This is a genomic window from Klebsiella sp. MISC125 (assembly GCF_051131775.1).
GTDB lineage: Bacteria > Pseudomonadota > Gammaproteobacteria > Enterobacterales > Enterobacteriaceae > Klebsiella.
The window spans coordinates 2,609,656-2,633,865 of record NZ_CP180448.1; the positions used below are offsets into that span (position 1 = coordinate 2,609,656).

The 24,210-nt window shown below is 57.3% G+C and carries 18 protein-coding genes and 2 pseudogenes; 17 read left to right on the forward strand and 3 right to left on the reverse strand.

Annotated features, from left to right (window positions below):
* Window positions 1–143: 143 nt before the first annotated feature.
* From mhpT to ACMYSL_RS12310, 3 genes are all read left to right on the forward strand, one after another.
* Window positions 144–1,340, forward strand: coding sequence for a 3-(3-hydroxy-phenyl)propionate transporter MhpT (gene mhpT / locus ACMYSL_RS12300; protein ID WP_434663103.1), 1,197 nt, complete (start codon window positions 144–146; stop codon window positions 1,338–1,340).
* 241 nt (window positions 1,341–1,581) lie between these two features.
* Window positions 1,582–2,337 (forward strand): polyphenol oxidase family protein, encoded by a 756-nt coding sequence (locus tag ACMYSL_RS12305; RefSeq protein ID WP_434663105.1) that lies wholly within the window; start codon window positions 1,582–1,584, stop codon window positions 2,335–2,337.
* 63 nt (window positions 2,338–2,400) lie between these two features.
* Window positions 2,401–3,804: a CBM96 family carbohydrate-binding protein gene (locus ACMYSL_RS12310; RefSeq protein WP_434663108.1), complete on the forward strand. Its 1,404-nt coding sequence runs from the start codon at window positions 2,401–2,403 to the stop codon at window positions 3,802–3,804.
* Window positions 3,805–3,936: 132 nt separating this feature from the next.
* Here the strand turns inward: ACMYSL_RS12310 and ACMYSL_RS12315 are convergent, their stop codons facing one another.
* Entirely contained in the window at window positions 3,937–5,517 is a 1,581-nt protein-coding gene (locus tag ACMYSL_RS12315) for a rhodanese homology domain-containing protein (protein ID WP_434663110.1), read from the reverse strand.
* A gap of 1 nt (window position 5,518) precedes the next feature.
* Window positions 5,519–6,115, reverse strand: coding sequence for a cysteine dioxygenase (locus ACMYSL_RS12320; RefSeq protein ID WP_434663112.1), 597 nt, complete (start codon window positions 6,113–6,115; stop codon window positions 5,519–5,521).
* Between the two features lie 107 nt (window positions 6,116–6,222).
* On the opposite strand from ACMYSL_RS12320, the gene ACMYSL_RS12325 reads away from it, so the two are divergent.
* The 9 genes and pseudogenes from ACMYSL_RS12325 (at window position 6,223) to ACMYSL_RS12365 (ending at window position 16,972) form a co-directional block, all read left to right on the forward strand.
* Window positions 6,223–7,116, forward strand: a complete 894-nt coding sequence (locus ACMYSL_RS12325) for a LysR family transcriptional regulator (protein ID WP_434663114.1) — start codon at window positions 6,223–6,225, stop codon at window positions 7,114–7,116.
* A 144-nt stretch (window positions 7,117–7,260) separates the two neighbouring features.
* Window positions 7,261–8,365 (forward strand): annotated as a pseudogene (locus ACMYSL_RS12330) (LLM class flavin-dependent oxidoreductase).
* Between the two features lie 34 nt (window positions 8,366–8,399).
* Window positions 8,400–9,488: an acyl-CoA dehydrogenase family protein gene (locus ACMYSL_RS12335; RefSeq protein WP_434664051.1), complete on the forward strand. Its 1,089-nt coding sequence runs from the start codon at window positions 8,400–8,402 to the stop codon at window positions 9,486–9,488.
* An 11-nt stretch (window positions 9,489–9,499) separates the two neighbouring features.
* Window positions 9,500–10,474, forward strand: a complete 975-nt coding sequence (locus ACMYSL_RS12340; protein WP_182239320.1) for an ABC transporter substrate-binding protein — start codon at window positions 9,500–9,502, stop codon at window positions 10,472–10,474.
* On the forward strand, window positions 10,471–11,508 hold the full coding sequence (locus ACMYSL_RS12345; RefSeq protein ID WP_434663117.1) for an ABC transporter substrate-binding protein: 1,038 nt from the start codon (window positions 10,471–10,473) through the stop codon (window positions 11,506–11,508). Before ACMYSL_RS12340 ends, ACMYSL_RS12345 begins: the two co-directional genes overlap by 4 nt.
* Window positions 11,489–12,484 (forward strand): ABC transporter permease, encoded by a 996-nt coding sequence (locus ACMYSL_RS12350; protein ID WP_434663120.1) that lies wholly within the window; start codon window positions 11,489–11,491, stop codon window positions 12,482–12,484. The genes ACMYSL_RS12345 and ACMYSL_RS12350 overlap by 20 nt, the downstream gene beginning before the upstream one ends.
* A complete protein-coding gene (locus ACMYSL_RS12355) occupies window positions 12,478–13,266 on the forward strand; it encodes an ABC transporter ATP-binding protein (RefSeq protein WP_434663122.1) in 789 nt (262 codons plus the stop codon). Before ACMYSL_RS12350 ends, ACMYSL_RS12355 begins: the two co-directional genes overlap by 7 nt.
* Before the next feature lie 104 nt (window positions 13,267–13,370).
* On the forward strand, window positions 13,371–15,224 hold the full coding sequence (locus ACMYSL_RS12360) for a hypothetical protein (protein ID WP_434663124.1): 1,854 nt from the start codon (window positions 13,371–13,373) through the stop codon (window positions 15,222–15,224).
* Window positions 15,225–15,238: 14 nt separating this feature from the next.
* Window positions 15,239–16,972 carry a tetratricopeptide repeat protein gene (locus ACMYSL_RS12365; RefSeq protein ID WP_434663126.1) on the forward strand — a complete coding sequence of 578 codons (1,734 nt, stop codon included), beginning with the start codon at window positions 15,239–15,241 and terminating at the stop codon, window positions 16,970–16,972.
* A gap of 218 nt (window positions 16,973–17,190) precedes the next feature.
* On the opposite strand, the gene ACMYSL_RS12370 is transcribed toward ACMYSL_RS12365, so the two are convergent.
* Window positions 17,191–19,263, reverse strand: a complete 2,073-nt coding sequence (locus tag ACMYSL_RS12370) for a TonB-dependent siderophore receptor (protein WP_182240804.1) — start codon at window positions 19,261–19,263, stop codon at window positions 17,191–17,193.
* A 505-nt stretch (window positions 19,264–19,768) separates the two neighbouring features.
* Here ACMYSL_RS12370 and ACMYSL_RS12375 point away from each other — a divergent pair.
* The 5 genes and pseudogenes from ACMYSL_RS12375 to ACMYSL_RS12395 all read left to right on the forward strand — a co-directional run.
* Window positions 19,769–20,590, forward strand: a complete 822-nt coding sequence (locus ACMYSL_RS12375) for an ABC transporter ATP-binding protein (protein ID WP_434663129.1) — start codon at window positions 19,769–19,771, stop codon at window positions 20,588–20,590.
* Window positions 20,587–21,612: a FecCD family ABC transporter permease gene (locus ACMYSL_RS12380; RefSeq protein ID WP_434663131.1), complete on the forward strand. Its 1,026-nt coding sequence runs from the start codon at window positions 20,587–20,589 to the stop codon at window positions 21,610–21,612. Before ACMYSL_RS12375 ends, ACMYSL_RS12380 begins: the two co-directional genes overlap by 4 nt.
* A complete protein-coding gene (locus tag ACMYSL_RS12385; RefSeq protein ID WP_434663134.1) occupies window positions 21,609–22,661 on the forward strand; it encodes a FecCD family ABC transporter permease in 1,053 nt (350 codons plus the stop codon). The genes ACMYSL_RS12380 and ACMYSL_RS12385 overlap by 4 nt, the downstream gene beginning before the upstream one ends.
* Before the next feature lie 16 nt (window positions 22,662–22,677).
* Window positions 22,678–23,625, forward strand: a complete 948-nt coding sequence (locus ACMYSL_RS12390) for an ABC transporter substrate-binding protein (protein ID WP_434663137.1) — start codon at window positions 22,678–22,680, stop codon at window positions 23,623–23,625.
* Window positions 23,622–24,176, forward strand: a pseudogene (locus ACMYSL_RS12395) (MurR/RpiR family transcriptional regulator); the annotation flags it as partial. The gene ACMYSL_RS12390 and the pseudogene ACMYSL_RS12395, both read left to right, overlap by 4 nt.
* Between the last annotated feature and the right edge of the window lie 34 nt (window positions 24,177–24,210).

The window sequence follows — 24,210 nt, forward strand, 5'->3', positions numbered from 1 at the left end:
CGTTTTTCTCCCTCTCCCCTTCGGGGAGAGGGGAGGATCGTCCGTGCTCTTTTTAGGGTTTGTCATCAGTCTCAATGCGCGGCTGGCAACGTATCAGCCGCCATTCACCTGCTCCGATTATCCGGATATCGCAAAGGTACCCTATGACCCAAACCACGACTGCAAGCAATTCACGCCTGATGTTAACCGTCGGGCTCTGTTTTATGGTGGCCCTGATGGAAGGGCTGGATCTGCAGGCTGCGGGGATTGCCGCCGTCGGCATGGCGCAAGCGTTCGCGCTGGATAAAATGCAGATGGGCTGGATTTTTAGCGCCGGGATCTTCGGCCTGCTGCCCGGCGCGCTGGTGGGCGGCATTCTGGCGGATCGTTATGGGCGCAAGCGTATTCTGCTGGGCTCGGTTCTGCTCTTTGGCCTGTTCTCCATCGCCACCGCTCTGGCGTGGAATTACCCGACGCTGCTGCTGGCCCGGCTGTTGACCGGCGTTGGGCTGGGCGCGGCCCTACCCAATCTGATTGCTTTAACTTCCGAGGCCGCCGGTCCGCGCTTTCGCGGCAGGGCGGTGAGCCTGATGTACTGCGGCGTGCCGATTGGCGCAGCGCTGGCGGCGGCGCTGGGCTTTTTCGGCCTCGCTTCGGCTTGGCAAACGGTATTCTGGGTTGGCGGTGTCGTCCCGCTGCTGCTGGTGCCATTACTGATGCGCTGGCTGCCGGAATCGCCGGTCTTTCGGCGCAGCGTAGAAGGCGTGCCGTTGCGTACGCTGCTCGCGCCGGGTAACGCCGCCGCCACGTTGCTGCTGTGGCTGTGTTATTTCTTCACGCTGCTGGTGGTGTATATGCTGATTAACTGGCTGCCGATGCTGTTAGTCGGCCAGGGTTTCAGCGCCAGCGAGGCGGCGGGCGTGATGTTTGTTCTCCAGTTCGGTGCCGCCAGCGGCACGCTGCTGTTGGGGGCGCTGATGGATAAGCTCAGCCCGCTGTGGATGTCGCTGCTGATTTACACCGGCATGCTGGCGTCGCTGCTGGCGCTGGGCACCGCATCGTCTCTTGGCGCGATGCTATTCTCGGGATTTGTTGCCGGACTGTTCGCCACAGGCGGGCAGAGTGTGCTGTATGCACTGGCGCCGCTGTTTTATCGCACCGAAATCCGCGCGACCGGGGTGGGGACTGCGGTGGCGATAGGGCGTTTAGGGGCAATGAGCGGCCCGCTGCTGGCGGGAAAAATGCTCGCACTGGGCACTGGCACCCTCGGCGTGATGGCGGCTTCGGCTCCCGGAATTTTGCTGGCAGGTGCGGCGGTGTTCTGGCTGATGAGCCGACAAAAGCGCGCGGCGCTGGCCTGATAGAACAGAGAGGTTCCCGGGGCGGCGCGGAAAAGCTGCACCTTGCCCGGGGTACCGGTCCGCAGAAGCTTGTTGCTTGTAGTCGAGGGAGCGCCATAATAAAAAGGCGCTCAAAACCGTTCCCTCGCCCCTTTGGGGAGAGGGTTAGGGTGAGGGGAAGTCGCTCGCAGGATACCTTACCTTGCGCATCCACCCACTTTGGCATACGTTAAATCATCATCCATTGATTCTTTCGGGCATCATGTCTTTTACATCCCGCTTATTGAGCGATATCCCCGGCATCCGCTACGCCTTTCTCGATGTTCATGAAACTGCCGCCTTTCCCTACGGCGAAATGGCACCGGTCAAGCTGGTTCACGGCAACGTCGTACATCACTATCAGGCGCCGCAGGCGGAGCGACCCCTTGCCGACGCGATGTTTACCGCCGTCAAAGGGCAGAAGATGGGGGTGGTGACCGCCGATTGCCTGCCACTGCTGATGGCTTCGCGAGACGGGCGCTATATCTGCAGCGTCCACGCGGGCTGGCGCGGCGCGGCCAGCGGGATCATCGAAAATAGCCTCGCGCTGTTTCGGCGTTATCAGGTTTCTCCCCAAGAGCTGGTGGTGGTGAGCGGGCCGCATATTCATCCCTGCTGCTACGAAGTTTCGTCAGATTTTTATCAGGCGCTGCTGGCAATGCCTGCGGGCGAACTGGCAAAACGCCATCGTGAACGTATTTTTCGGCCTCATCAGGCCTCGTCTGAGGGGGCTCGGGCGAAAGCGACCTGCAGCGATAATTTATGGTTTGATCTGCGGGTTTTTGCCGAACTGCTACTGCGCAATGTGGGCGTGCCTGATGAAAATATGGAGTGGCTGGGAAGCTGCACCTACTGTACGCCGCAGTCGTTGGGGTCGTTTCGCCGCCGCACCCATACGCCGGCAGAGAAGTCGTTCCAGTATTCCTGGATCATGCGCGAGCCGGGCGATGATGAGTTGATGAGACGAAATGATGATTGATGATGTGTAACATCGGCGGGCGTTTGCTATCTCTGCACTCCTTCAAACAAGGAGGATTGCAAAATGAAATTGAACTCGTTCGCTTTAAGTCTCGCCCCGCTGCTGGCCGCCAGCGCTTTTTCCGCTCATGCCGGCCCACAGGCTCACGTGGTCTGTGCGTATCACCATACGCTCGGCGATGACGCTATTATGATGTTCGGTAAGCCGAACCAGGCCATGTGGCATGACTTTTTCGGCAACACCCATACCGATGCGGTGTCTACTTACCAGACGCTGCGCGACCAGCCGGAAACCACCTGCGATAACAAAGCCGACAGCTCTGCCTACTGGGCACCGTCGATGAAGCTACCGGATGGCCAAATCGTCACCCCGGCCTACCAGAAAACCTATTACCAGACCACCAAAGTGGAACAACATCCGCTGCATCCGTTCCCGGCGGGCCTCGAACTGCTGGCGGGCGATCATCATGGTTCGGCACCCAGTTCGCGCATCACTTTTCTGTGCGCTAACGGCAAAGGCTACAGCAACAAAGCCGGAGAGGTTTGTGGGCTGCGTAAGGGCGGCGATGCGGTACAGTTTAATATCGGTATTCAGTTCCCTAACTGCTGGGATGGCGTCAACCTGAAGCCAACCCATGGGCACAGCAACGCGGCGTACGATGTAAATGGCGCCTGCCCGACCGCTTATCCGGTCAAAATGCCGACGGTGAATATGAACATTGCCTACGTCTTGCCGCAGATCAAATCCCTCGACACGGCGAAAGTTGAACTGTCGATGGACCCGGTAATGAACGGTGATATACGTGAAGAACATTGGGGCAGCATTTACTCCGCCCATGCTGATTTTATGAACGGCTGGACGGTGGAAGGGGCGCACTATATGACCGAACGCTGCATGAATAAGGGGATCGATTGCGGGAGCGCGGTGCCTTATGGTTTCACGACGGTGGAAGAGAACGCGCTGGTAGACAGCACTGAACCGACCGCTACGCATGCTGCGCCAGAAAATCTGGTGGTGAGCGATAACTGGAAGAACGGTGGTCGCACGCATAATCCGGAAACCATGACGCTGGTGAAATTCCAGATCCCGCCGCTGCCGCAGGGTCAGGACGCCTCACTGTTTAAATATCAGGTGCGGATTTACGGCGGTAAAGTGGAAACCAACGGTGCGGATCAGATCTTCTTCTATCCGGCGAGCAACGACTGGAGCGCAGATAGCGTGACCTGGAACCATCGTCCGTCCTGCAACTACAGCTCTGATGCCTCGTTATATCTCAATTCATCGCGGGAATACCGGATGGTGAACGTTGATAAAGCGGTGCGTAAGGCGCTGGCGGAAGGAAAAACCGAGATCTCCTGGTATATTGGCGGCGACCGTCAGGGCAACAGCTACCATTTCGACCCGGCTTTCGCGCAGCAGGAGCCAATGCTGATGCTGACCGGTTTTAAAACCACGCCGGAGATCTGATAACGAGCGAGCACCGAGGCATTCCCGGGGGCGGCGCGGAAAAGAAGCGCCTTGCCCGGGCTACGGATTCGTGCGGTTTTGTAGCCCGGACAGGTGCGCAGCACCGCCTCCGGGGAAGTGTTTATTCCCGACTTACAATACCTTAAACCCGTGCGTGCCATCGCGTGCCAGCTGTTCAACCAGGCCGAACTCCCAGTCGAGGTAGGCCTGCATTGCCGCAGGGGAGTTATCGGTTCCTTCATACGGACGGCGATAGCGATCGCTACGCGGCGTCGCCAGATGCGTCTCACCATGCTCCAGCGCCAGGCCAGCGCTAATCCACGCCAGCGTTCCGCCGTTCAATAGCTGTACCGGTTTACCGGTTAATGCCGCCACTTCCGGCACCGCGTATCTTGCCAGCAGGCTGCTGCCACAGGTGACAACGTAACGTTTAGCTGAGGGGGTTGTCTCCAGCGCCTGGCGCAGCTGCGAGCGTACCAGCCAGTACGCGCCAGGAATATGTCGGGCGACATAGTTGGCGCTGGTGGTGAAATCCAGCACCACGGTACCCGGCTCCCGTAGCTGTTCCGCCAGCTGCTGCGGCGAAATCTCCTCCACCTGCGGTCCCGGAGGGACGCTGATGGCTGGGGTTCCGCGCTCGTTAAAATCATCCCGCCGCACATCGTTTAATACTGCAACCTCCCAGCCCATCTGCGCCAGCCAGGAAGCGGTTATCGGCGCACGAATCTCATCATCGGCAATGAGTACAATCCGCGCCCCGCGAACGCTGGCGAAATGATCGGTTTCCTGCACCAGTTGCCCGCCGGGAGCGCTCACGCTCTGCGGCAGATGGCCCGTCGCGTACTCTTCCGGGCTGCGTACATCGAATAGATACGTGGTACGTTCGGGCTGCCGCTGCCAGCGCTTAACGGTGTCACTATCGATAAAAATCACACCCGCGCGCTCGGCTAGCTGTTTCACCTGCGCCACGCGTTCGGCTGAGGCGTGAAAATCTGTATCGTAGCGCCGCTGCTGACCGTGTTCGAGTTCAAGCCCGGCTAAGGTCCAGCCGATGGTGCCGTTACGCAGCGCGTAGACCGGATTGGGCAAACCGGCGTTACGTAACGACTGCGTACCGATAATGCTGCGGGTGCGTCCCGCGCAGTTGACGATAACCGTGGTCTGCGGCGAAGGGAGCAGCCCCTCAATACGCAGCGCCAGCTCTGCGCCGGGCACGCTGATGCTGCCGGGAATATTCATAGTTTGATACTCATCGAAGCGGCGCGCGTCGACGATAACCACCTCCTGCTGACCGTTGATTAGGTCTTTCACTTCTTCGGCGCTCAGCGAGGGCGTATGCCGCTTGCTTTCCACCAGTTCGCCGAAGGCTTTGCTCGGTGAATTGACGTCCTGAAACAGCTCTCCGCCGCTGCGCTGCCAGCCCTGTAGACCGCCCTCCAGCAGGCTAACATCCTGATATCCCCAGCTATGCAGACGCTCAACGGCCAGTTCCGCCAGGCCTTCGCCGTTGTCATACAAGGTAATCGGCGTCGTCAGGCGCGGTACGCGACGGAAAATTTCCAGCTCCAGCTTGCTTAGCGGCAGGTTAGCGGCAAACAGCGGATGATTGCGGGCGAACTCCGCCTCTTCGCGAAGGTCGATCAGCGCCAGCTCCGCGCCGTCAAGCAGCGCCTGGCGCAGCTGTGCCGCCGGGCGATAAGAGTAATCAGGCATATTAATTATCCTTAGAGAGATCCCAGATATTGGGTAAGTGGCGATTGGAGTAGCCGGAAACAAACGGTTTAACGAGGCCTTCCTCGGTATAAACCGCGCGCCTGACGCCGCCGATATTGCCGCCGTAGACGTGAATGCTGATAGAGACACTGTCCGTCAGCGCGTTGCTTACCCGGTGAATGTCGCCGTCGCGGGAAGAGACCTTTTCCACCTCGCCGGGGGAGAGGCGCTCGGCAAGGCCGCTGGACACCGGCTGACCGTGCTGGTCCAGGCGGTAGCGCTGATTCTCCTCCGCGCCGCGCAGCATACCGATGGCTCCCCACACCCGGTGATCGTGAATCGGCGTCGATTGCCCCGGCCCCCAGACGAAACTCACAATGGAAAAACGCTGCCCGGAGTCGGCGTGCAGCAGATACTGCTGATAGCGGTGGGGATGCGGCAGCGTGTACTCCTCCGGCAGCCAGTCATCTTTTTTCACCAGCGTCGCCAGACGACGGGCTACGGCATCCAGCAGGGCGGGCTCATCGGTAAAATCGCGATGCAGGGCATCAACGTCTTGAATAAACTGGCGTAATTTTTCCACTCGCGGTGCGGTCATGATCGCTTCCTGTTGTCGGGACTGGTCTTTACGCTAGCAAAGGCGTTAATATAATTAAAATGCAATTTCCGCATATATTAATATGCAAAATTAACATTAAGGACGCTATGCGCATCGACGACATCGACGCTCTGCTGGCCACCGTGCAGTTTTCCTCCCTGAATCAGGCCGCAGAATATCTTGGTATTACCCAATCGGCGATTACCCGCCGCCTCCAGCGTCTGGAGCAAACCCTGAACGTGACGCTGCTGGAGCGCCAGACCCGACCGCTTACCCTGACCGCCGCCGGGCACCGGGTTTATGAGCAATGTCTGAGCATCAAGCGGGAAACTAAAAAACTGTATGGCCTGCTCGACCCTGAGGCTGAGCCGCACGGCATCCTGCGTCTCGGGGTGCCGCAAAGCGTGGCGGAAATTGCGCTGCAACCGGCGCTGGCCGCGCTGCGCCAGCAGTTTCCCGCCCTGCAACCACAGGTCACCTGCGGCTGGAGCGGGCTGTTGCAAAGGCGGCTGGAGAGCGTCGAACTGGATGGGGTGTTGGCGATGGGGCCTGAGCAACTGAGCTTTGCTGAGGGCTACTGCGGGCGGCTGCTTTGCCCGCTGGATATCGTGGTGATTGCGGCGAAAAGCTGGCGTCTGCATGCCGGAGCGCTGCGGGACTGCGCGGAGAAAGGCTGGGTGCTGAATCCCGACGGCTGCGGCCTGCGGGCGGGGCTGATCCGTGAGCTGCAATCGCAAGGGCTGCGTTTAGCGCTGAATGTGGAAACCGCCGGTGCCCAGTTGCAAATTAGCCTGGTGGCTCAAGGGCTGGGACTGGGCCTGGTACCGCGCGCTGCGCTGGCCGCCAGTCCTTGGCGCGATGAAGTGACGGTACTAACGCTTGAGGATTTTCAGCCCGAGGTACATCTGTGGTTGGTTAATGCGCAAAATCTGGCTAACCTGAGCCAGCCGCTGACTTTTTTTGCCGCTAAGGTCGTTCAGCAACTTAATGTATCTGCATGAAAGATATATGTAATTTTTTAAATGCTTATATCGCATATTAAGATATGATAAAAATGCATTTTGTTCATTAAGAGCCTGTGTATAGGGTAATGAAAACGCGCCGCCGCTGCGGCCCATTCGTTATCCTGATACAAGGAGTTCTGTATGAGCATTCAGTTTCTCGGCATGATCGGTCATCGCCTGTCGTCGGAAACCATCGCCCCGGTTGGCCCGATTTTTGACCGCGACTACATCGTGCGCTTTGCGCAAACCCACGAGGCTGCCGGGTTCGACCGCTTGCTGGTCGGGCACTGGTCCGATCAACCCGATGGATTTCTGGTGACCGCGCTGGCCGGGCTGTCGACGCAAAACATCAGCTTCCTGCTGGCGCATCGCCCCGGTTTTGTCTCGCCAACTCTTGCGGCGCGTAAATTCGCTACCCTTGAACACCTGCTGGGTGGACGCCTGGCGGTGCATATCATCAGCGGCGGTAACGATGCCGAGCAGCGCCGCGACGGTGACTATCTCGATCATGACCAGCGCTATGCCCGTACCGATGCCTTCCTCGATACCCTCCGCAAGGTCTGGACCGCCGAACAACCGGTGGATATCGCCAATGATTTTTATCAGGCGGAACAGGCCTGGTCGGCGATCCGCCCGCTGCAAAAGTCGCATATCCCCTTATATTTCGGCGGCTCGTCGGAAGCGGCCATTGCCGTGGCCGGAAAGCACGCCAATGTTTTCGCCCTGTGGGGAGAATCGCTGGCACAAACCGATGAAACCATCCGGCGCGTGCGGGCCGAGGCGGCGAAACATCAGCGTGAGATCGACTTCAGCGTCTCTTTCCGCCCGATTATCGCCGACACCGAAGCCGAAGCCTGGGAAAAGGCCGAGCATATTTTGCACGTCGCCACCGAACGTGCGGCGCAGACTGAAGGCGGTTTCAAAGCCAAGCCCGATAGCGTCGGCGCGCAGCGCCTGCGGGCGACGGCGGCGCAGGGCAAGGTGGTGGATAAACGCCTGTGGACCGGGATCGCCCAACTGGTCGGCGGCGGTCACAACTCCACCGCGCTGGTGGGCACGCCTGAACAGGTTGCCGACGCGCTGCTCGACTACTACGACCTTGGCGTGCGCAACTTCCTGATCCGCGGATTCGATCCGCTCAACGATGCGCAGGAGTACGGGAAAGCGCTGCTGCCGATAACCCGTGAAAAAGCCGCTTTGCGCTCCGTGGCGGAGCGCGCATCGTGACCGATTCCGCATTCGATGATTGGTCGCGGCGGCTGACGGAGATCCGCCAGCTAATGGCAGAGCAGGCGGCCAGCCTCGACGCCAGCGGTGAATTTCCTCATCACAATATCGAACGTTTGCGCCAGCGCGGCTTTTTAAGCCTTGCCGTGCTGCGACAATATGGCGGATCGGGAGCCGACTTAGCGCGTCTTCAGCAGGCTATCGCCGCCATTGCCTGGGGTGAACCGGCGACGGCGCTGATCGTCTGCATGCAGTATCTGCATCACTTGCGGCTGGCGGAAAATGAAAACTGGGCCGAGCCGCTGCGCCAGCAGGTTTTTCAGGATGCCGTTGAGCGGGGCGGGTTGATTAATAGCCTGCGCGTGGAGCCGGAGCTGGGATCTCCGGCACGCGGCGGCCTGCCGAAAACCGTGGCGAGCCGCAGCGCGGAGGGCTGGCGAATTAGTGGCCACAAAATCTATACCACCGGCATCGAAGGCCTGAACTGGCTGGCGCTCTGGGGTCGCAGTGACGACAGTACGCCGCTGGTCGGTACCTGGCTGGTACCCCGCGATAGTGACGGCATCACCGTGGTGAAAAGCTGGGATCACGCCGGAATGCGGGCAACCGGCAGTCATGAAGTCATTCTGAAAAATGTGCAGGTGTCTGCAGAGAATGCGGTGGACGTATGGCCAGTCGATGCGCCCCCCGCGCCGGATGCCGAGCAGTTTCGCCTGTTTGCCAACCGCCACACGGCGCTGCTGACGGCGATTTACGACAGCATCGCCCGCGCCGCCCGCGACTGGCTGGTGGCATGGCTGAGTGCGCGTATTCCGGGAAACCTCGGGCAGCCGCTTTCCAGCCTGCCGCGAGTGCAGGAAAAGGTCGGGCAGATTGACGGGCTGCTGCTGGTGAATCGCAGCTTGCTGGAAAAGGCCGCAGCGCTGGATTTTTCCGCCATCGAGGCGAATCTGGCAAAAGTCACCATTACCGACAACGCCATTCAGGCGGTGAACCTGGCGCTGGAGCTGACCGGCAATCATGGTCTGAGTCGGCAAAACCCTCTGGAACGCCACTATCGCAACGTGCTGTGCGGGCGGGTACATACCCCGCAGAGCGACAGCGCGTGGCTGGCGGCAGGCAAATACGCTTTTCAAAAATAAGGATAATTCATATGCGCATACCTAAATTCACCCGTTTAGCCGGGGCGGCGATGCTGTTGGCCCTGAGCGGCTATGCGGCGGCTCAGGAGCGAATCACTCTACGCATCGCCGATCAAAAAGGCGGCATGCGTTCGCAGCTGGAAGCCGCCAACGCGCTGCAAAATCTCTCGTACGACATTAAGTGGGCCGAGTTTCCTGCCGCTGCGCCGCTGGCGGAAGCGTTGAACGCCGGTGCGGTGGACGTGGGGATTATCGGCGATGCGCCGCTGCTGTTCGCGCTGGCGAACGGCGCGCCGGTCAAAGCCATCGCCGTTGATAAAAGCAATCCAGCGGGGACCGCAGTGCTGGTCTCTCCCGGCAGCCCGCTGAAAAGCGCGGCGGATTTAAAAGGCAAGCGTATTGCCACCGGTAAAGGGTCGATTGGTCATTTCGTGGCGCTGAAAGCGCTGGAGCAGGCGGGCATTTCGCCCAAAGAGGTGCAGTGGGTGTTTCTCGGGCCGGTGGATGCCAAAGTGGCGCTGCTTAACGGTTCGGTAGATGCCTGGGCGACCTGGGAGCCGTACACCACTCAACTGGTCAAGACCGCCGAGGGGCAGATTCTGGTGAGCGGCAAAGGGCTGCTGCCGGGCAACACTTTCCTTGCTGCCACCGATGATGCGCTGAACGATCCGCAAAAACGCGCGGCGCTACAAGATTATCTCAATCGCCTGGCCGGAGCCGAGCGCTGGGCCTACGCCAACCTTGATAGCTACGGTAAAACGCTGGGGGAAATTATCCGCTTCCCGGCGGATATCGCCCGCGCGCAGTTTGCCAATCGTCAGTCGCAGTGGCTGCGCCTGGATTCGCAAACGGTCGCCCAGCAGCAATCAACGGCGGATTTCTACCTCGCCAACGGCCTGATCCGCGCAAAGCTCGACGTCACGCCGACATTTGATAACGGTTTTAGCGTGCCTGCCGCGCAGGCTCATGCGGAGGTCGCGCCATGATGCGTTCCGGTTTTTCCCGTCGTCGCTTTTTACAATTAACTGGCGGCGTGGCGCTGGCGGGGGCATCGCTGCCGTTATGGGCTCACGATATGGCGGCGATGGCGAGCAGCGACGAGCATCCGGCACTGCGTCTGGCACAGCCGTACAAAATCAAGCTGGCGATAAACAAAAGCGCGGTGTGCCTCGCGCCGGTTGCCGTCGCGGAGCAGCAGAAGATTTTCAGTAAATACAATCTCGACGTTGAGTTCGTTAACTTCGGCAACTCAACGGACGTGCTGCTGGAGGCGATTGCCACCGGCAAGGCCGACGCCGGGGTTGGCATGGCGCTACGCTGGCTGAAGGCGCTGGAACAGGGCTTCGACGTCAAGTTGACCGCCGGAACCCACGGTGGCTGTCTGAACCTGCTGACGGCGAAAAACTCGCCGTTTGGCGGCCTGGAGAGCCTGAAAGGGCAAACCATCGGCGTTACCGATATGGCCGGGCCGGACAAAAATTTCTTCGCCATTTTACTTAAGCGCCACGGCATCGACCCAATAAGCGACGTGCAGTGGAAAGTCTATCCCGCCGATCTGCTCAGCGTCGCGCTGGATAAACGCGAAATCGCCGCCATTAGCGGCAGCGAACCATTTAGCTATCGCCTGCTGGAAACCGGTAAATATCAGCTTATCGCCAGCAATATGACCGGCGATTACGCCAACCTGAGCTGCTGCGTGCTGGGCGTCAGCGGTACTCTGGCGCGAGATCACAAACCTGCCGCCGCCGCGCTCACTCAGGCGATTCTTGAAGCACACAGCTACGCCGCTGAACACCCGGAAAGCGTGGCGCAATCCTTCCTGGCCCATGCGCTGAATACCAATGAAGCGGAGGTCAGCGGGATCCTTCACGGGCAGGGGCACGGTCATCATGCGGTGGGCGAGGCGTTTGTCAAAGAGCTGACGCAGTATGCGGTGGATCTTCAGCGGGTGCAGGTGATCAAGCCGGGGACCGATCCTCATCAGTTTGCGGAGAGTATTTATGTCAACGTTTTCGCCTGAACGGGTGCTGTCGCGCCCGACCCGCGGCAGGCCGCTGTGGAATGAAGGCCTGCTGGCTGGCGTATTGTGGCTGCTGGGCGGCTTTTTTACTCTCGCCTGGCCGGATGTCGGGCGGCGCTGGCCGTTTAGCGAAGGTTGGGCGCTGGCTCAGTTCACCGTCGGCGGGGGATTACTGCTGCTGGCGCTGAGCTACCGCTACTGGCGGCAGCGGGGCGCGCGGTTGCAACATGCCGGGAAATGGCTGGCGCTGCTGCCGGTGCTGTTTGCTATATGGGAAGGGCTGACGGCGAAGACGGCGTTTCTGCCGGTACCGTTTTTCGCGCCGCCGCAGGCGCTGATTGAAGTGCTGCACGATGACTGGCCGCGCCTGCTTGACAGCCTTCTGCATTCGCTGGGGCTGCTCGGGCTTGGCGTGCTGCTCGGCACCAGCTGCGGTTTTATCAGCGGTCTGGCGATCGGCTGGTCTCAGCGTATCGGCTACTGGGTGCATCCGGTTTTGCGCCTGCTGGGGCCGGTGCCGTCCACCGCGCTGTTGCCGCTGTGCCTGTTTATTTTCCCTTCGAGCTTCGGCGCCAGCGTTTTTCTGATTGCGCTCAGCACCTGGTTTCCGGTGACCGTGCTGACCTGGTCCGGGGTGATCGGCATCGATAGGGCATGGTATGACGTGGCGCGTACTCTGGGGGCCAGCCAGCGCTTTCTGATCCTGCGAGTAGCGATCCCCGCCGCGTTACCAAACGTGTTTGTCGGCCTGTTTATGGGCCTTGGCGCGTCGTTTTCGGTGCTGATTGTCGCTGAAATGGTGGGGGTAAAATCCGGGATCGGCTTTTATCTGCAATGGGCGCAGGGCTGGGCGGCGTATCCCAATATGTACGCGGCGCTGCTGGTGATGGCGTTGTTGTGCTCCGGTCTGATTAGCGGGCTGTTTATGGTTCGCGACAGGCTGCTGAGCTGGCAGCGGGGAGGGATGAAATGGTAACCGTGACGCTAAATTCTCAGGCGATATCTACCGGGGCAACGGTATCGATTAGCCATCTTCATCATGCTTTTACGCTTGGCAAACAAACGGTTCCGGTGCTGGAGAATATCAGTCTTCAGCTGCGGCCCGGAGAGAGCGTCGCGCTGCTTGGGCCGTCAGGCTGCGGTAAATCGACCCTGTTGCGACTGCTGGCGGGACTGGAGGCGCAACAGAGTGGGCACATTCAGATTGATGAGGCGGCAATGGACGGACCGGGGCCCGAGCGAATTCTGGTGTTTCAGGACCCGACGCTCTACCCGTGGCTGACGGTACGGCAAAACGTGCTGCTGGGGCCGCAGGCGCAGGGCAAGAAGGGGCTTGAGCCGAAGGCCGACGCGCTGATTTCACGGATGGGGCTTGAGGCGTTTAGCGAGGCCTGGCCGCGCCAGCTTTCCGGCGGGATGGCGCAGCGTGCGGCGCTGGCGCGCGCGTTGTTAAATGAACCGCGCCTGCTGTTATTAGACGAACCGCTGGGAAAACTCGATTCGCTCACCCGCATCAGCATGCAGCGGGAGCTGATCGCCCTATGGCAGCAGCAGGGCTATACTAGCCTGCTGGTGACCCACGATATCGAAGAGGCGCTGCTGCTGTGTGAGCGGGTGCTGGTGATGTCGCCGCGTCCGGGAAGAATTATCGCTGAGTTCTCGCTCCCGCTTGAGTTTCCTCGCCATCGCGATAATCCGCAGCTGTTGCAGTATCGCCAGGATATTTTACGTATTCTCGGCCAGGAAGAGGATTGGTAAGTTGTTGATACCGGGTCTGTGTGGCCCGGTAATGGTATGCGGCTTTACTCCTGTAATTGCTTGTAATATCTTTCCGTAAAAATATCCAAGACAAGGAATAAGTTTTGCGAAAGATAACTATCGCCATTATTTGTATGGCCCACCCCTCAATATCCTATTTACAGCCGCTCTCTACGGAAAAATCTGAACCTATAACATTCATTGCGCAAATAGATAAGGTTGATATTGGTAAAACCGCTATCGGTAAAGATATGAAGCTGCTGTTAGCCGATCGCTTCTATTTTAAAAGTAAGACACCCTGTAACCGGGATACGCTTTCAGCCCGTCCTCAATCATTCGGTTTAACCCTTAAGGCGTACGCTGAAAAAATTCGCAGCCTGATGCCGTCCATTCTGGACGATCGCTATTTCTATTTCACCGTCGATCAATGCGATGGCGAAGGGGCATCGATGTTGACCAGTATTGAAATATGTACCGAGGCGCTGTGCGGTGCAGAGTATATGAAACGAGCGCCCTATATTTGGTTGGATGGAGAGATCAAAGCCACGGTGAAGCGCAGGGCTGAGTTGTTTGTTGAACTTCCTCTTCCCTTTGATAAAGAGAAAAAACTGTGGAAAGTGGTCGGCTGGTATATTGAACCCCAGGAGGATAACGCCGAATCTTTACAGAAAAAGCGGATGGCTGTTGAGGGGTATACCGACGAAGAGTCATTTAAACAACAAAGATTCATCGGTGCGTTGAAATCCTGGTATAAGAGTGGAAACGTCAGCGGTACCGCTAATTATAATAATGAAGGCAATCTGCAAGGCCGTTATGACGCATATTATGATGAAGAGGGTAAAAAGGCCGAAACAGCAGTATTCGCCAATGGTTTAATCAATGGAGAGTATATTACATATTATAAAAATGGCGCGATAGAGAGTCTGCGTCAGTTTGTTGACAATAAAATTGCAGACGGTGAATGCCCTCATTACTATGAGGATGGCAGTATTAAGCAGCAGCACAGCTATCTGAATCAACATCTGGAAGGCCCGGCGTTCGAGTATTTCACTGATGGCAAAATCAAAGAAAAATCAACTTACCGCCAGGGTAAGGTCGTCGGCGAGAAAATTATCTATTTTCCTTCAGGGCAGGTTCGCTTAATTTCTCATAAAAATGACCGCGGCAATGACGATGGCGTTAGTGAGGAGTACAGCGAAGAAGGGAAGCTGTTATCGACCTCAACCTATAAAGATGGCAAACAGCTGGCGAAAAAAAGCTGGTATGAGAACGGTCAATTAAAACAGGAAGTACTCTTTGATAGTGAAGGCCGTAGAGATGGAGTGGCAAAAGAGTGGTTTGCCAATGGTCAGTTGAATACGTCAGTCAGCTATAAGCATGATGTCAAAGATGGCAACGCCGAAGAGTGGCGGGAAAATGGCCAGCCTAAGTCACTTTATCCCTATAAAGATGGCAAGCTTGACGGTGAATCTAAGTACTGGGATGAACGCGGCAAGTTACAGTTCACCACGACGTATAAAGCGGATAAAAAGAATGGACCCGACCGTCGCTGGAGCTTAAATACAGGGAAGATGACGGAAGAAGTTGACTATGTCGATGATATTAAAAATGGCATGAAAAAAGAATTTAACGATCGCACGGGGAAATTATTAAGCGCCGTACCTTATGTTGATGGCGATATGCACGGTACTGAAGAAACCTACGATCAAGATGGCGTCAGCGTTATCCGCTGCTATCGTAAAAATGAGCAACTGGCGGCGTTGTACAAACCCACAGAAATAACTAACCGAGCCAATCAGGGCGATGCCGCCGCGCAGTTTGAACTGGGAAAATATCTCCTGACTTGTACCGACTCTGCCGCTGGAATGGCATGGTTAGAAAAAGCGGCTAAGCAGGGAGGGATGAAAGAAGCCGTTGAAGCGCTCAGACAGTACAAGAAGACGGAAAATCAAAACTAAAAGGAATTATTAGAATGAAAACTAAATTATCTCAACTGTCGCTATTAACCCTGGCTACGCTGTTTTCAACCCATGTCATGGCGCAAAGTCAGCAACAGCCGGATGTTTATTCCGTTGTTGAACGCAAGCTTGAAAAGGCGGTGCCGCTGTCTGACAATTCCACTTTCTCTTCACAAGGCCCGTGGTTTGAACTGCAAAGAGAAATGTTTATGTACGGCCCGATGGAGAGGGCCGATGCATTATTGAAGAGGCTGGACACACAATCGAAAGAGGCAAAGTTCGCGCTGAATTTCTCTGCCAGCTGGCTTGCCGAAAACGATTCGCCGGAAGCGGGGCTGGCGTTTTTAAGCAAAATCGGCCTGAAGCAACCTTCCTCAATGACCTCTTATGAAAGCTATATCAACGCCTGGGTCAAGAATAAGCAGCCGGAACCAGCCCTGGCGCTGCTGAGTAAATCTAATGCGACGATTAAAGCGTATTACTTCCCTGTTGTTTTAACCGCTTATCAATCTGACCCCGATCAGGCAGCCGCGCTATATGAAAAAAACTATGGCGCCGAAGCGGTATCGCTGCCCTCGCAGCTCAAAATGCTGGTGATTATCGCGAAGAGTTATCAGGCGAAAAATGATATTCCCAACGCCACGGTGTACGCCGATAAAGCCCTGGCGATGCTGGATGCGATTATTGCTAAAAGGGAAAACGCTGAAGTAGCCTACTATGAGCAATATATCGATTTGCTTAACCTGTATGCTTTTGCCGGTAATAAAGATAAAGCTATTGCCCTATCTGAACGGTTAACTAAGGCGACCGGGGATAGCGGTAGTTATTATGAACACTCATTGCCGGGGCTGCTGGCGTTTTATAAAAATAATGGTCTGAGGTTGTTTTATTCAGTCGCGTTATCGGAAAGAATCGCCCAGATTGATAAAGCGTTTGCTTTCGAGCCAAAACCGCTGGAGGAGCTGAATCTGATCCGACTGTTGCATAGTATTGGTGAAAAAGATCTGCTCGAACAACGAGTGGAAAAATTAATGACCGCGCCGGAATATGCCTGCTACGACAATAATTATTGCTACGAATATAAAATGCAGGCGTTGCAGTACCTTTATGAGCGTAAACAAGATGCGCTGGCGGATAAATTCTTAAATACGCTTATCGCTGAATCACAGGGGCAGAGTTTTGACCAATGGGAGAGAGCGACAAAGGAGATTGCTAAAGGTCTGATGGAGATGTGGCGCTCACCGGAAGGACAAAAACTTGCGGCGAATGCGGAAGCAATTTATCTCGCTGAAGCGAAAAATAATCCGGGTAGAAGAATGGCGCGGCCCTATCAAACGCTTGCTGAATTTTACAGCTATGCCAACGACACCGTTAATGCCCGGCGGGTTCTGCATGAGCATGTTCCGGATTTTGAATCCTATACCGTGATCGATTTTTATATGCGGGCGAAAGAGTGGGATAAAGCGCGCGAGCTAATGGTGCAGGAAGACAGAATTGATAGTTTAAACCTGACGCTGTTGCAAAATCTCTGCGTCACCAGCACGCCGGTGTGTATCCAGCATCTCACTTTTACGCTGAATAAGCTGACCACTCAGGTCCCAATAACCTTTAAAGATGCTTCCGGGAACGAGCAGCTGTATCAGGTGGGTAAGATTTTCCATTCACTGGACATCAAGCCGACGGCTGAACAGCAGCAGATCATTCAGACGCTGTATGAGAACGCGGCTGCTCTGAAGACAAAACGCTAACGAGACTGATTTTAGACACAGTGCTCGCATTTCTGCCGGGCGGCGGCTGGTGCCTTGCCCGGCCTACAAATACCACAATATCATCAGGTCGCGCATTTTTTGTAGGCCCGGTAAGGCGTTAGCCGCCACCGGGCGATTCCAGAGGCGACACCGTGTCAACAATCTGTAACCCTGTTTTCCCCGGTAGCCTAATTGGACTACCGGGGAACGCTATCAACTTAAAAATCCATTTTCACCGTAAACTGGACTTCGCGCGGGTCGCCAATTTGGTTACCGAGGTTATTGGTGCCGATAGATGACGTGTAATACGTCTTATCGAACAGGTTCTTCACGTTAACCTGCAGAGTGACCGGATATTGCAGCTTCATCTTATAGGCCGCGAACACATCCGCTACCGCATAGCCCTGCAGATAATAATCCGCGCCGTTGGTGCCGGAACGCTTACTGACTGCCCGACCGCCGCCGCCGACCGTCAGGGTATTGCTGTCGTAGACGTTATGAATGTCATAGCTCAGGAACAGCGAACCGGTGTGCTTCGGCACGTTCGGCAGCGGTTTGCCCTGATAATCCGGGTCATCGGTAACTTTCGCGTCGGTATAACCGTAGCTGGCGATGACGCTAAGGTTATCGGTCAACGACCCGGCCACATCCACTTCCACGCCGCGCGAGCGGACTTTACCGGCGGTTTTCGCGATGGTTTCATCGCCCACCGCTTCGGTATAGAGGACGTTACGCTTATCAATATCGAACAGCGCGATATTGGCAGTAACGCCGCTGAACAGCTCAAACTTCGCGCCTAATTCGTAGGAAGTGGACTCTTCCGGCGGCAGGTTACCGATATAGCTGGCGATAGAGGACTGCGGCATAAACGACTGTGCCACGTTACCGAACAGCGAGATTGTCGGCGTCAGCTTATACACCAGGCCAACTTTCGGCGTCCATTTCTGGTCGCTGCTGTCGGTGTTGACGTTAAACGGACGGCCTTTACCCGCGTACTGGGTGTAATACTGATAGCGCACCCCGGCGACGGCTATCCACTTATCGGTCAGATAGAGCGCATCCTGAACGTAGCCCGCATAGCTCTCCTGCTGAATGCGCTGGTCACTATCGGATGCCGAAACGCTGGAGCACTTGTCGACCGTGCCGTAGACCGGGTTATAGATATTGAACCCTTTCACGTTCTTACAGCGGATCATATCGGTACGCAGCAGATCGTAATTCTCGTACGCCAGGCCGGTGAGGATCTCGTTATAGAAACCTCCTATCACCACGTTGCCCTGCAAATCCGCCCGCGTGGAGTGCATTTTCTGCGTTGAACCGTGGGTGGCGTCGACGCGGCGGGTCAGGTCTCCGGTCGCTGAATCGTAGGCCATCACGCGAGCCTGATTATCGTTGTAGTGATCCTGGCTGTAGCTGTAGTCAAAGCGCGCGGTCCAGGCGTCATTAAGACGATATTCCGCATTCAGCTGCGCGAGGTCGGAATAACCGTCGGTAATGTTAAATGGTTCATCAAAACGCGTTTTGCGATCGACGTTAACCGCATGACCGGTGTTCAGATCGAAGATGGTGCCGCGATCGAACGGGGTGCTGTAGTTACGGTGTGAATAGGAAACGTTTACCGTCGCCCGCTCGCCGAACCAGGTCAGGGAAGGGTTAATAAAGCTGCTCTTCTCTTTACCGAAATTGCGCCAGTAGTCTTCATTCTGATATTCGCCAATCACCCGGTACGCCAGCTGCGTCCCTTCAATGGGGCCAGTTACGTCAAACTGACCGGTGCCGCCGCCAAAGCTGGTGGAAGTGGCGGAAACGGAGCCGCCGAAGGTGCGCTCCGGGCGCTTGGTGACGACGTTTATCAAGCCGCCGGGGTCGAGAATACCGTATAGCGTTGAGGCCGGGCCTTTCAGCACTTCGACCCGCTCGGTGGCGGCGGTAAAGCTGCGCGGCAGTACGGTGCGCAATCCGTTAGTCATGATTGAACCATCGCGGTTAGAACCGAACCCGCGGCGGCTAAAGGCGTCCTGGGTGCCGCCTAACGTATTGGTTTGTACGACGTTAGCGACGTTATACAACGCCTCATCAAGATTGGTGACGTGCTGATCTTCCAGCACTTTATCGCTCACGGTATTGACCACCTGCGGAATATCCAGCATCGGCATCGAGGTCAGCGTGGCGGTTGAGGTACTGACCGGCTGATAGCCGCTAGTGGCGTTCTGCTGCGCGCCGTCAGCTACCACCGTAATCGTCTCGTCGGCGGTTTTCTTTGTTTTATCGGCGCTATTTTCTGCCGCCAATAATCCCGGTGAGGTCAAAAAAATCAGTGAAAAAAGCGCACGCCCTTTTAATGCCGAAAAAGGGACATTTAATGGAATCATTTTCTGTTTCTCGTGAACGAACCTCGCCTTTGCGGAGAGGTAAAGCCAATAAAATCATTGCCCTGAAAAATAAATCTATCTGTAACCGCTTTTAAAATGCGTCCAGATATGTAATTGAGAATCATTCAACCACGAAGAAATGTAGTAGTAAATGTTATGTAAGATAAAAAATCGCCAGCAGCAATAATCAATATTTTAGCGCTGAATTGAGAAGGTGAGTTTGAATTAATCATTTGTTTTTATTGATTATTAAATCTCTTTGTTCGCGTGTGGTTTTTGGTAGTAACCTGGCGTTTCTTCCGTAACGATGGGGTATTGACTACTACATTCATCCCCCGCATGATCAAAAGAGAATGAGATTTATTTTTGTTTGAGTGCGGAACGTGCGGGTTAGCGCCACGCCGTTGCGGCGCAGGAGTGAGTTATGCCACAGCGGGTGTTGCCTGCAGAGCAGGGGATCGTTCTCGATTCCCTGTCGGCCGGATATGGCCAGACGTTAATTGTCGATAATATTCATCTGACCATCCCCCATGGGAAAATGACGGTACTGGCCGGGGCCAACGGCTCCGGTAAATCGACGCTACTGTCGACTATCGCCCGGATGCTCAAGCCGCTGGGCGGCTGCGTGCGCCTGGACGGTGAGGTGATTCACCAGATGCCGACCCGGGAGGTTTCCCGCCGGTTGGGTATTTTGCCGCAATCGCCGCTGACGCCCGAAGGGCTAACGGTCTTTGAGCTGGTTTCGCGCGGTCGCTATCCCTGGCAGGGGCTGATGCGTCAGTGGTCCGACGCCGATGAACGGGCGGTTGAAGAGGCGCTCCGGCTTACCGGCACCGCCGAATTTGCCCATTTACCGGTCGACAGCCTCTCCGGCGGCCAGCGTCAGCGCTGCTGGATTGCGATGGCGCTGGCGCAGCAAACGGCGACTATCCTGCTGGATGAACCCACCACCTGGCTCGACCTGCGCTATCAGGTCGATATCCTCGAACTGCTGCAAACCTTAACCCGCGAACATGGTCGCACCGTAGTGACCGTCCTACACGACCTGAACTTTGCGGTGAACTACGCCGACATGCTGGTGTTTCTCAAAAAAGGGCAGATCGCCGGGGTGATCGACGAAGGAGAAACCTGTACGCCGGAGCTGATTAAAACCGTCTTTGACGTTGACGTGCAGATGTCAGTCAATCCGCAGACCGGTAAGCCTTTTTTTATGCCGTTTCGCGTTCGCGAGGAGAGGGATTTATGAGCGCCTCCGCGCTGTCCCTGCATCGCCGACAATCCCGACCCCGGCTGGCGCTGGTACTGCTGAGTCTGCTGCTGCTCGGCGGTTCGCTGGTGCATCTCGGGCTGGGTGCGCGCTGGATTGCGCCGCAAACGGTGATTCAGGCGCTTTTTCATTACGATCCGCGCAACTTCGATCACCGCATTATTGTTGATTTACGCCTGGTGCGCCTGGCGGCAGCGCTGCTGACCGGCGCGGCGCTTGGCGTAGCGGGGCTGCTGCTGCAAACCGTGATTCGCAACCCGCTTGGCGAGCCGCATATTCTCGGCCTGAACGCCGGGGCCTCGCTGGCGGTAGTGGTAACTTCGGCGCTGGGAATTAGCCTCGGCGGCGTGGCGTTAGCCAGGCCGCTGACCGCCGCCTGCGGGGCGGCGCTGCTGTTTGGCGGCGTGATGCTGCTATCGTCGTCAGGGCGCGGTGGGGCGACGCCGCTGCGCATTACCCTGTGCGGGGTAGCGCTGTCGGCGTTTGCCTCAGCGGTGACGGCGGCGATTCTGATCCTTGATGAACAAACGCTGCTGGCGATGCGCACCTGGCTGGCGGGCGATCTTGCTGGTCTTAGCTGGCAAACGTTGCGCTCTGCGCTGATCCCTGCGCTGGCGGGACTGACGATTGCGCTGGTGCTGGCGCCGCGTCTGAACGTGCTGGCGCTGGGCGATAAGGTTGCGCTGGGGCTGGGGGTGAAGATAGTGCAGACCCGCCTGCTGGGGCTTGCCGCCATCGCGCTGCTTTGCGGCTCGGCGGTGGCGGTAGCCGGGCCGATTGGTTTTGTTGGCCTGGTGGTACCGCACGTGGTGCGTCGTCTGGTGACTGAAGATATTCGCCTGGCGCTGCCGCTGGCCGCTCCGGTCGGTGCGTTGGTGCTGGTGTTGGCGGACATCGCCGCCCGCACGCTGGTGGCTCCTCAGGAGTTGGCCACCGGTGCGATGACCGCGCTGGTCGGCGCGCCGGTGTTTATTTTTATCGCCGCGAGGTTTTTTAAATGAAAAGCGCCGTCCATCGCGCCGGGTTTCGTCCATTTGCTGCGGGTTCTTATCGGTTGCTGCTGCGCCCGGTGGCGCTGAGAATCGCTGGCGGGTTGTTGCTGGCGATCCTGCTGTTGGCGCTATTCGGTCTGACGCGCGGCAGCTTCCCTATGCCCTCCGGGACGTTGCTCCAGGCGCTGCTGGCTCCGGAAAACGTGGCGGAGCAGCAACGCTTTATTTTGTTTGATATCCGCCTGCCGAGGCTATTTATGGCGTTGTTGTGCGGGGCGATGCTCGGCCTGGCCGGGGCGGCGATGCAGAGTATTACCCGCAACGGCCTGGCGGATCCCGGGCTTATCGGGGTGAAAGAGGGGGCCAGCATCGTGGTGCTGGCGCTGGTGCTGTTCTTCCCGGCGGTGGGATTCGTCTGGCGGCCGCTGGCGGGGATGCTCGGCGGTGTGCTGGTGGCGCTGCTGGTTCTGCTGCTGGCCCGCGACTGCTCGCGGCCGCGATTTATTCTGATCGGTATCGGCGTGTCGTGGACGCTGGCGGCGGCGGTTGGCATTTTCATGACCACCGCCGATGTGCGTGACGTGCAGACGGCGATGATCTGGCTGGCGGGCAGCCTGCACGCGGCGACCTGGCCGCTGCTGGTTGTGGCTTTTTGCTGGGCGCTGCCGGGGGCGCTGATTCTGTTTCTTACCGCCCGGGCCGCTGATGCGGCGCTGCTGGGCGACCGGACCGCCATCGGCCTCGGTGTGCGTTTGCAACAACTGACGCTGCTGCGCTTTTTCGCGCCGGTACTGCTGACTTCCGCCAGCGTCTCCTGCGTCGGCAGCCTGGGTTTTGTGGGCCTGATGGCACCGCATATGGCGCGTTTTTTACTGCGCGGCGGCCAGGTAGCGCTGCTCAGCGGCAGCGCGTTGATTGGCGCACTGCTGGTGTTAGTGACCGATACCCTGGGGCGCCTGGCTTTTGCTCCGCTACAAATTCCGGCGGGAATTGTGATTGCCCTGGTCGGCTGCCCGTTTTTTATTGTGCTGCTTTGGCGTCGTCGTGACGCCTTGTAAATCAAAAAGGATTGCTATGCGCTGGTTCATTTCTCTGCTGGTCTTAATGGCGGGCGTCGCCACGGCGGCCGATACGCAAACATTTACTGATGACTTAGGCCGGACGGTGACCGTCCCGCTGCACCCACAGCGCATTGTGTCGATGCACGATCTGGATATCACCATTCCGCTGATCGAGCTTGGGGTGCCGCCGGTCGCCAGCCACGGACGGACTCGTCCTGACGGCAGCCATTTTCTCCGCTCCAGCGCGCAGTTAACCGGGATTGATTTCGATAACAGCGCGATTCAGTTTATCGGCACGGCGGATATCGACCTTGAAGCCGTCGCCGCCGCAAAGCCGGATTTGATTATCACCGAGAACAGCCGCCACGTTTCGGTTGAACAACTGGAGAAGATTGCCCCGACGGTGAGCATTGACCACCTGCAGGGCAGCGCGCCGCGCATTTATAGCAAGCTGGCGCAGTTGACCGGTACCCAGCCGCGATTGGCGATCCTCGAACGCCGCTATCAGGAGCAGATTACGCAGTTGAAGGCGACGGTGGATACGCAAAAGATTGTCGTGTCGGTGATTCAGGCCAATAACGGCAAGGTTACCGTGCATCACTCTTATCATGCCTTGGGACGCGTGCTGCGCGATGCCGGATTCCGCTTCCCGCCGCTGATTGACAAGATACCTGATGGCCAGCGCATTGACGTGAGTGCCGAACAGCTACCGGAGCTGGATGCCGATTTCGTATTCGCCACCTGGCGCTCGGATACCGGCGGCAAGCCGCAGGATGAGCTACAGGCGATGGAAGGCGTGATGCCGGGCTGGTGTGATTTTATGCGCGCTTGTCGTACCGGGCGCTATATTCTGCTGCCGCGTGAAGATGTTATTTCGAACTCGTTTGCCGCACTGACGCTGATGGTCGCCCAGGTTCAGTCGCATATTGCCGGACGCCCTTTGCCCGAGGGACTGAAATGAAAACGCCGGTGAAGAGAGAGAAAGGGCGGGTTGACCTGTTTGGCGAGCGTTTTCGCGCCCGCGCGCATCAGCTGTCGCCACGCCTGCTGGCGGTGGTCAGCTATATCAATGACAACCGTGAAGTGGTGCTGGAGCGCACGGCCATGGAGATCGCTACCGCGACGAATACCTCGGATGCCACGGTGGTACGGGCGATTCAGGCGCTGGGTTTTGCCGGTCTGCGTGAGCTTAAACAGACCATGGAGCGCTGGTTTGGTCCGTCGGCGACCTCGTCAGAAAAAATGATCTCGACGGTGGGCGCGCTGTCCAGCGATGTGAATTCGAGTATCGATTTCGTGCTCGAAGGGCACCAGCGGGCCTGCGCGGTGCTGTCGCGTCCTGATAACCGCGCGGCGGTGGCTCAGGCAGTAGCGCTGCTGAGTGATGCGCGTCAGGTGGGCATCTTCGGTATCGGTGCGTCGGGTATTCTCGCCGAATATACCGCCAGGCTGCTGAGCCGCATTGGCCTGCCTTCGTATGTGATGAACCGTACCGGATTTAGCCTCGCCGAGTGTAGCGCGGCATTTTTTTTTGCACGGAAAAGCA

Coding starts and splice junctions, on each gene's coding strand:
- mhpT (WP_434663103.1), top strand. CDS start 144: ATGACCCAAACCACGACTGCAAGCAATTCACGCCTGATGTTAACCGTC.
- ACMYSL_RS12305 (WP_434663105.1), top strand. CDS start 1,582: ATGTCTTTTACATCCCGCTTATTGAGCGATATCCCCGGCATCCGCTAC.
- ACMYSL_RS12310 (WP_434663108.1), top strand. CDS start 2,401: ATGAAATTGAACTCGTTCGCTTTAAGTCTCGCCCCGCTGCTGGCCGCC.
- ACMYSL_RS12315 (WP_434663110.1), bottom strand. CDS start 5,517: ATGCCTGATTACTCTTATCGCCCGGCGGCACAGCTGCGCCAGGCGCTG.
- ACMYSL_RS12320 (WP_434663112.1), bottom strand. CDS start 6,115: ATGACCGCACCGCGAGTGGAAAAATTACGCCAGTTTATTCAAGACGTT.
- ACMYSL_RS12325 (WP_434663114.1), top strand. CDS start 6,223: ATGCGCATCGACGACATCGACGCTCTGCTGGCCACCGTGCAGTTTTCC.
- ACMYSL_RS12335 (WP_434664051.1), top strand. CDS start 8,400: ATGGCAGAGCAGGCGGCCAGCCTCGACGCCAGCGGTGAATTTCCTCAT.
- ACMYSL_RS12340 (WP_182239320.1), top strand. CDS start 9,500: ATGCGCATACCTAAATTCACCCGTTTAGCCGGGGCGGCGATGCTGTTG.
- ACMYSL_RS12345 (WP_434663117.1), top strand. CDS start 10,471: ATGATGCGTTCCGGTTTTTCCCGTCGTCGCTTTTTACAATTAACTGGC.
- ACMYSL_RS12350 (WP_434663120.1), top strand. CDS start 11,489: ATGTCAACGTTTTCGCCTGAACGGGTGCTGTCGCGCCCGACCCGCGGC.
- ACMYSL_RS12355 (WP_434663122.1), top strand. CDS start 12,478: ATGGTAACCGTGACGCTAAATTCTCAGGCGATATCTACCGGGGCAACG.
- ACMYSL_RS12365 (WP_434663126.1), top strand. CDS start 15,239: ATGAAAACTAAATTATCTCAACTGTCGCTATTAACCCTGGCTACGCTG.
- ACMYSL_RS12375 (WP_434663129.1), top strand. CDS start 19,769: ATGCCACAGCGGGTGTTGCCTGCAGAGCAGGGGATCGTTCTCGATTCC.
- ACMYSL_RS12380 (WP_434663131.1), top strand. CDS start 20,587: ATGAGCGCCTCCGCGCTGTCCCTGCATCGCCGACAATCCCGACCCCGG.
- ACMYSL_RS12385 (WP_434663134.1), top strand. CDS start 21,609: ATGAAAAGCGCCGTCCATCGCGCCGGGTTTCGTCCATTTGCTGCGGGT.
- ACMYSL_RS12390 (WP_434663137.1), top strand. CDS start 22,678: ATGCGCTGGTTCATTTCTCTGCTGGTCTTAATGGCGGGCGTCGCCACG.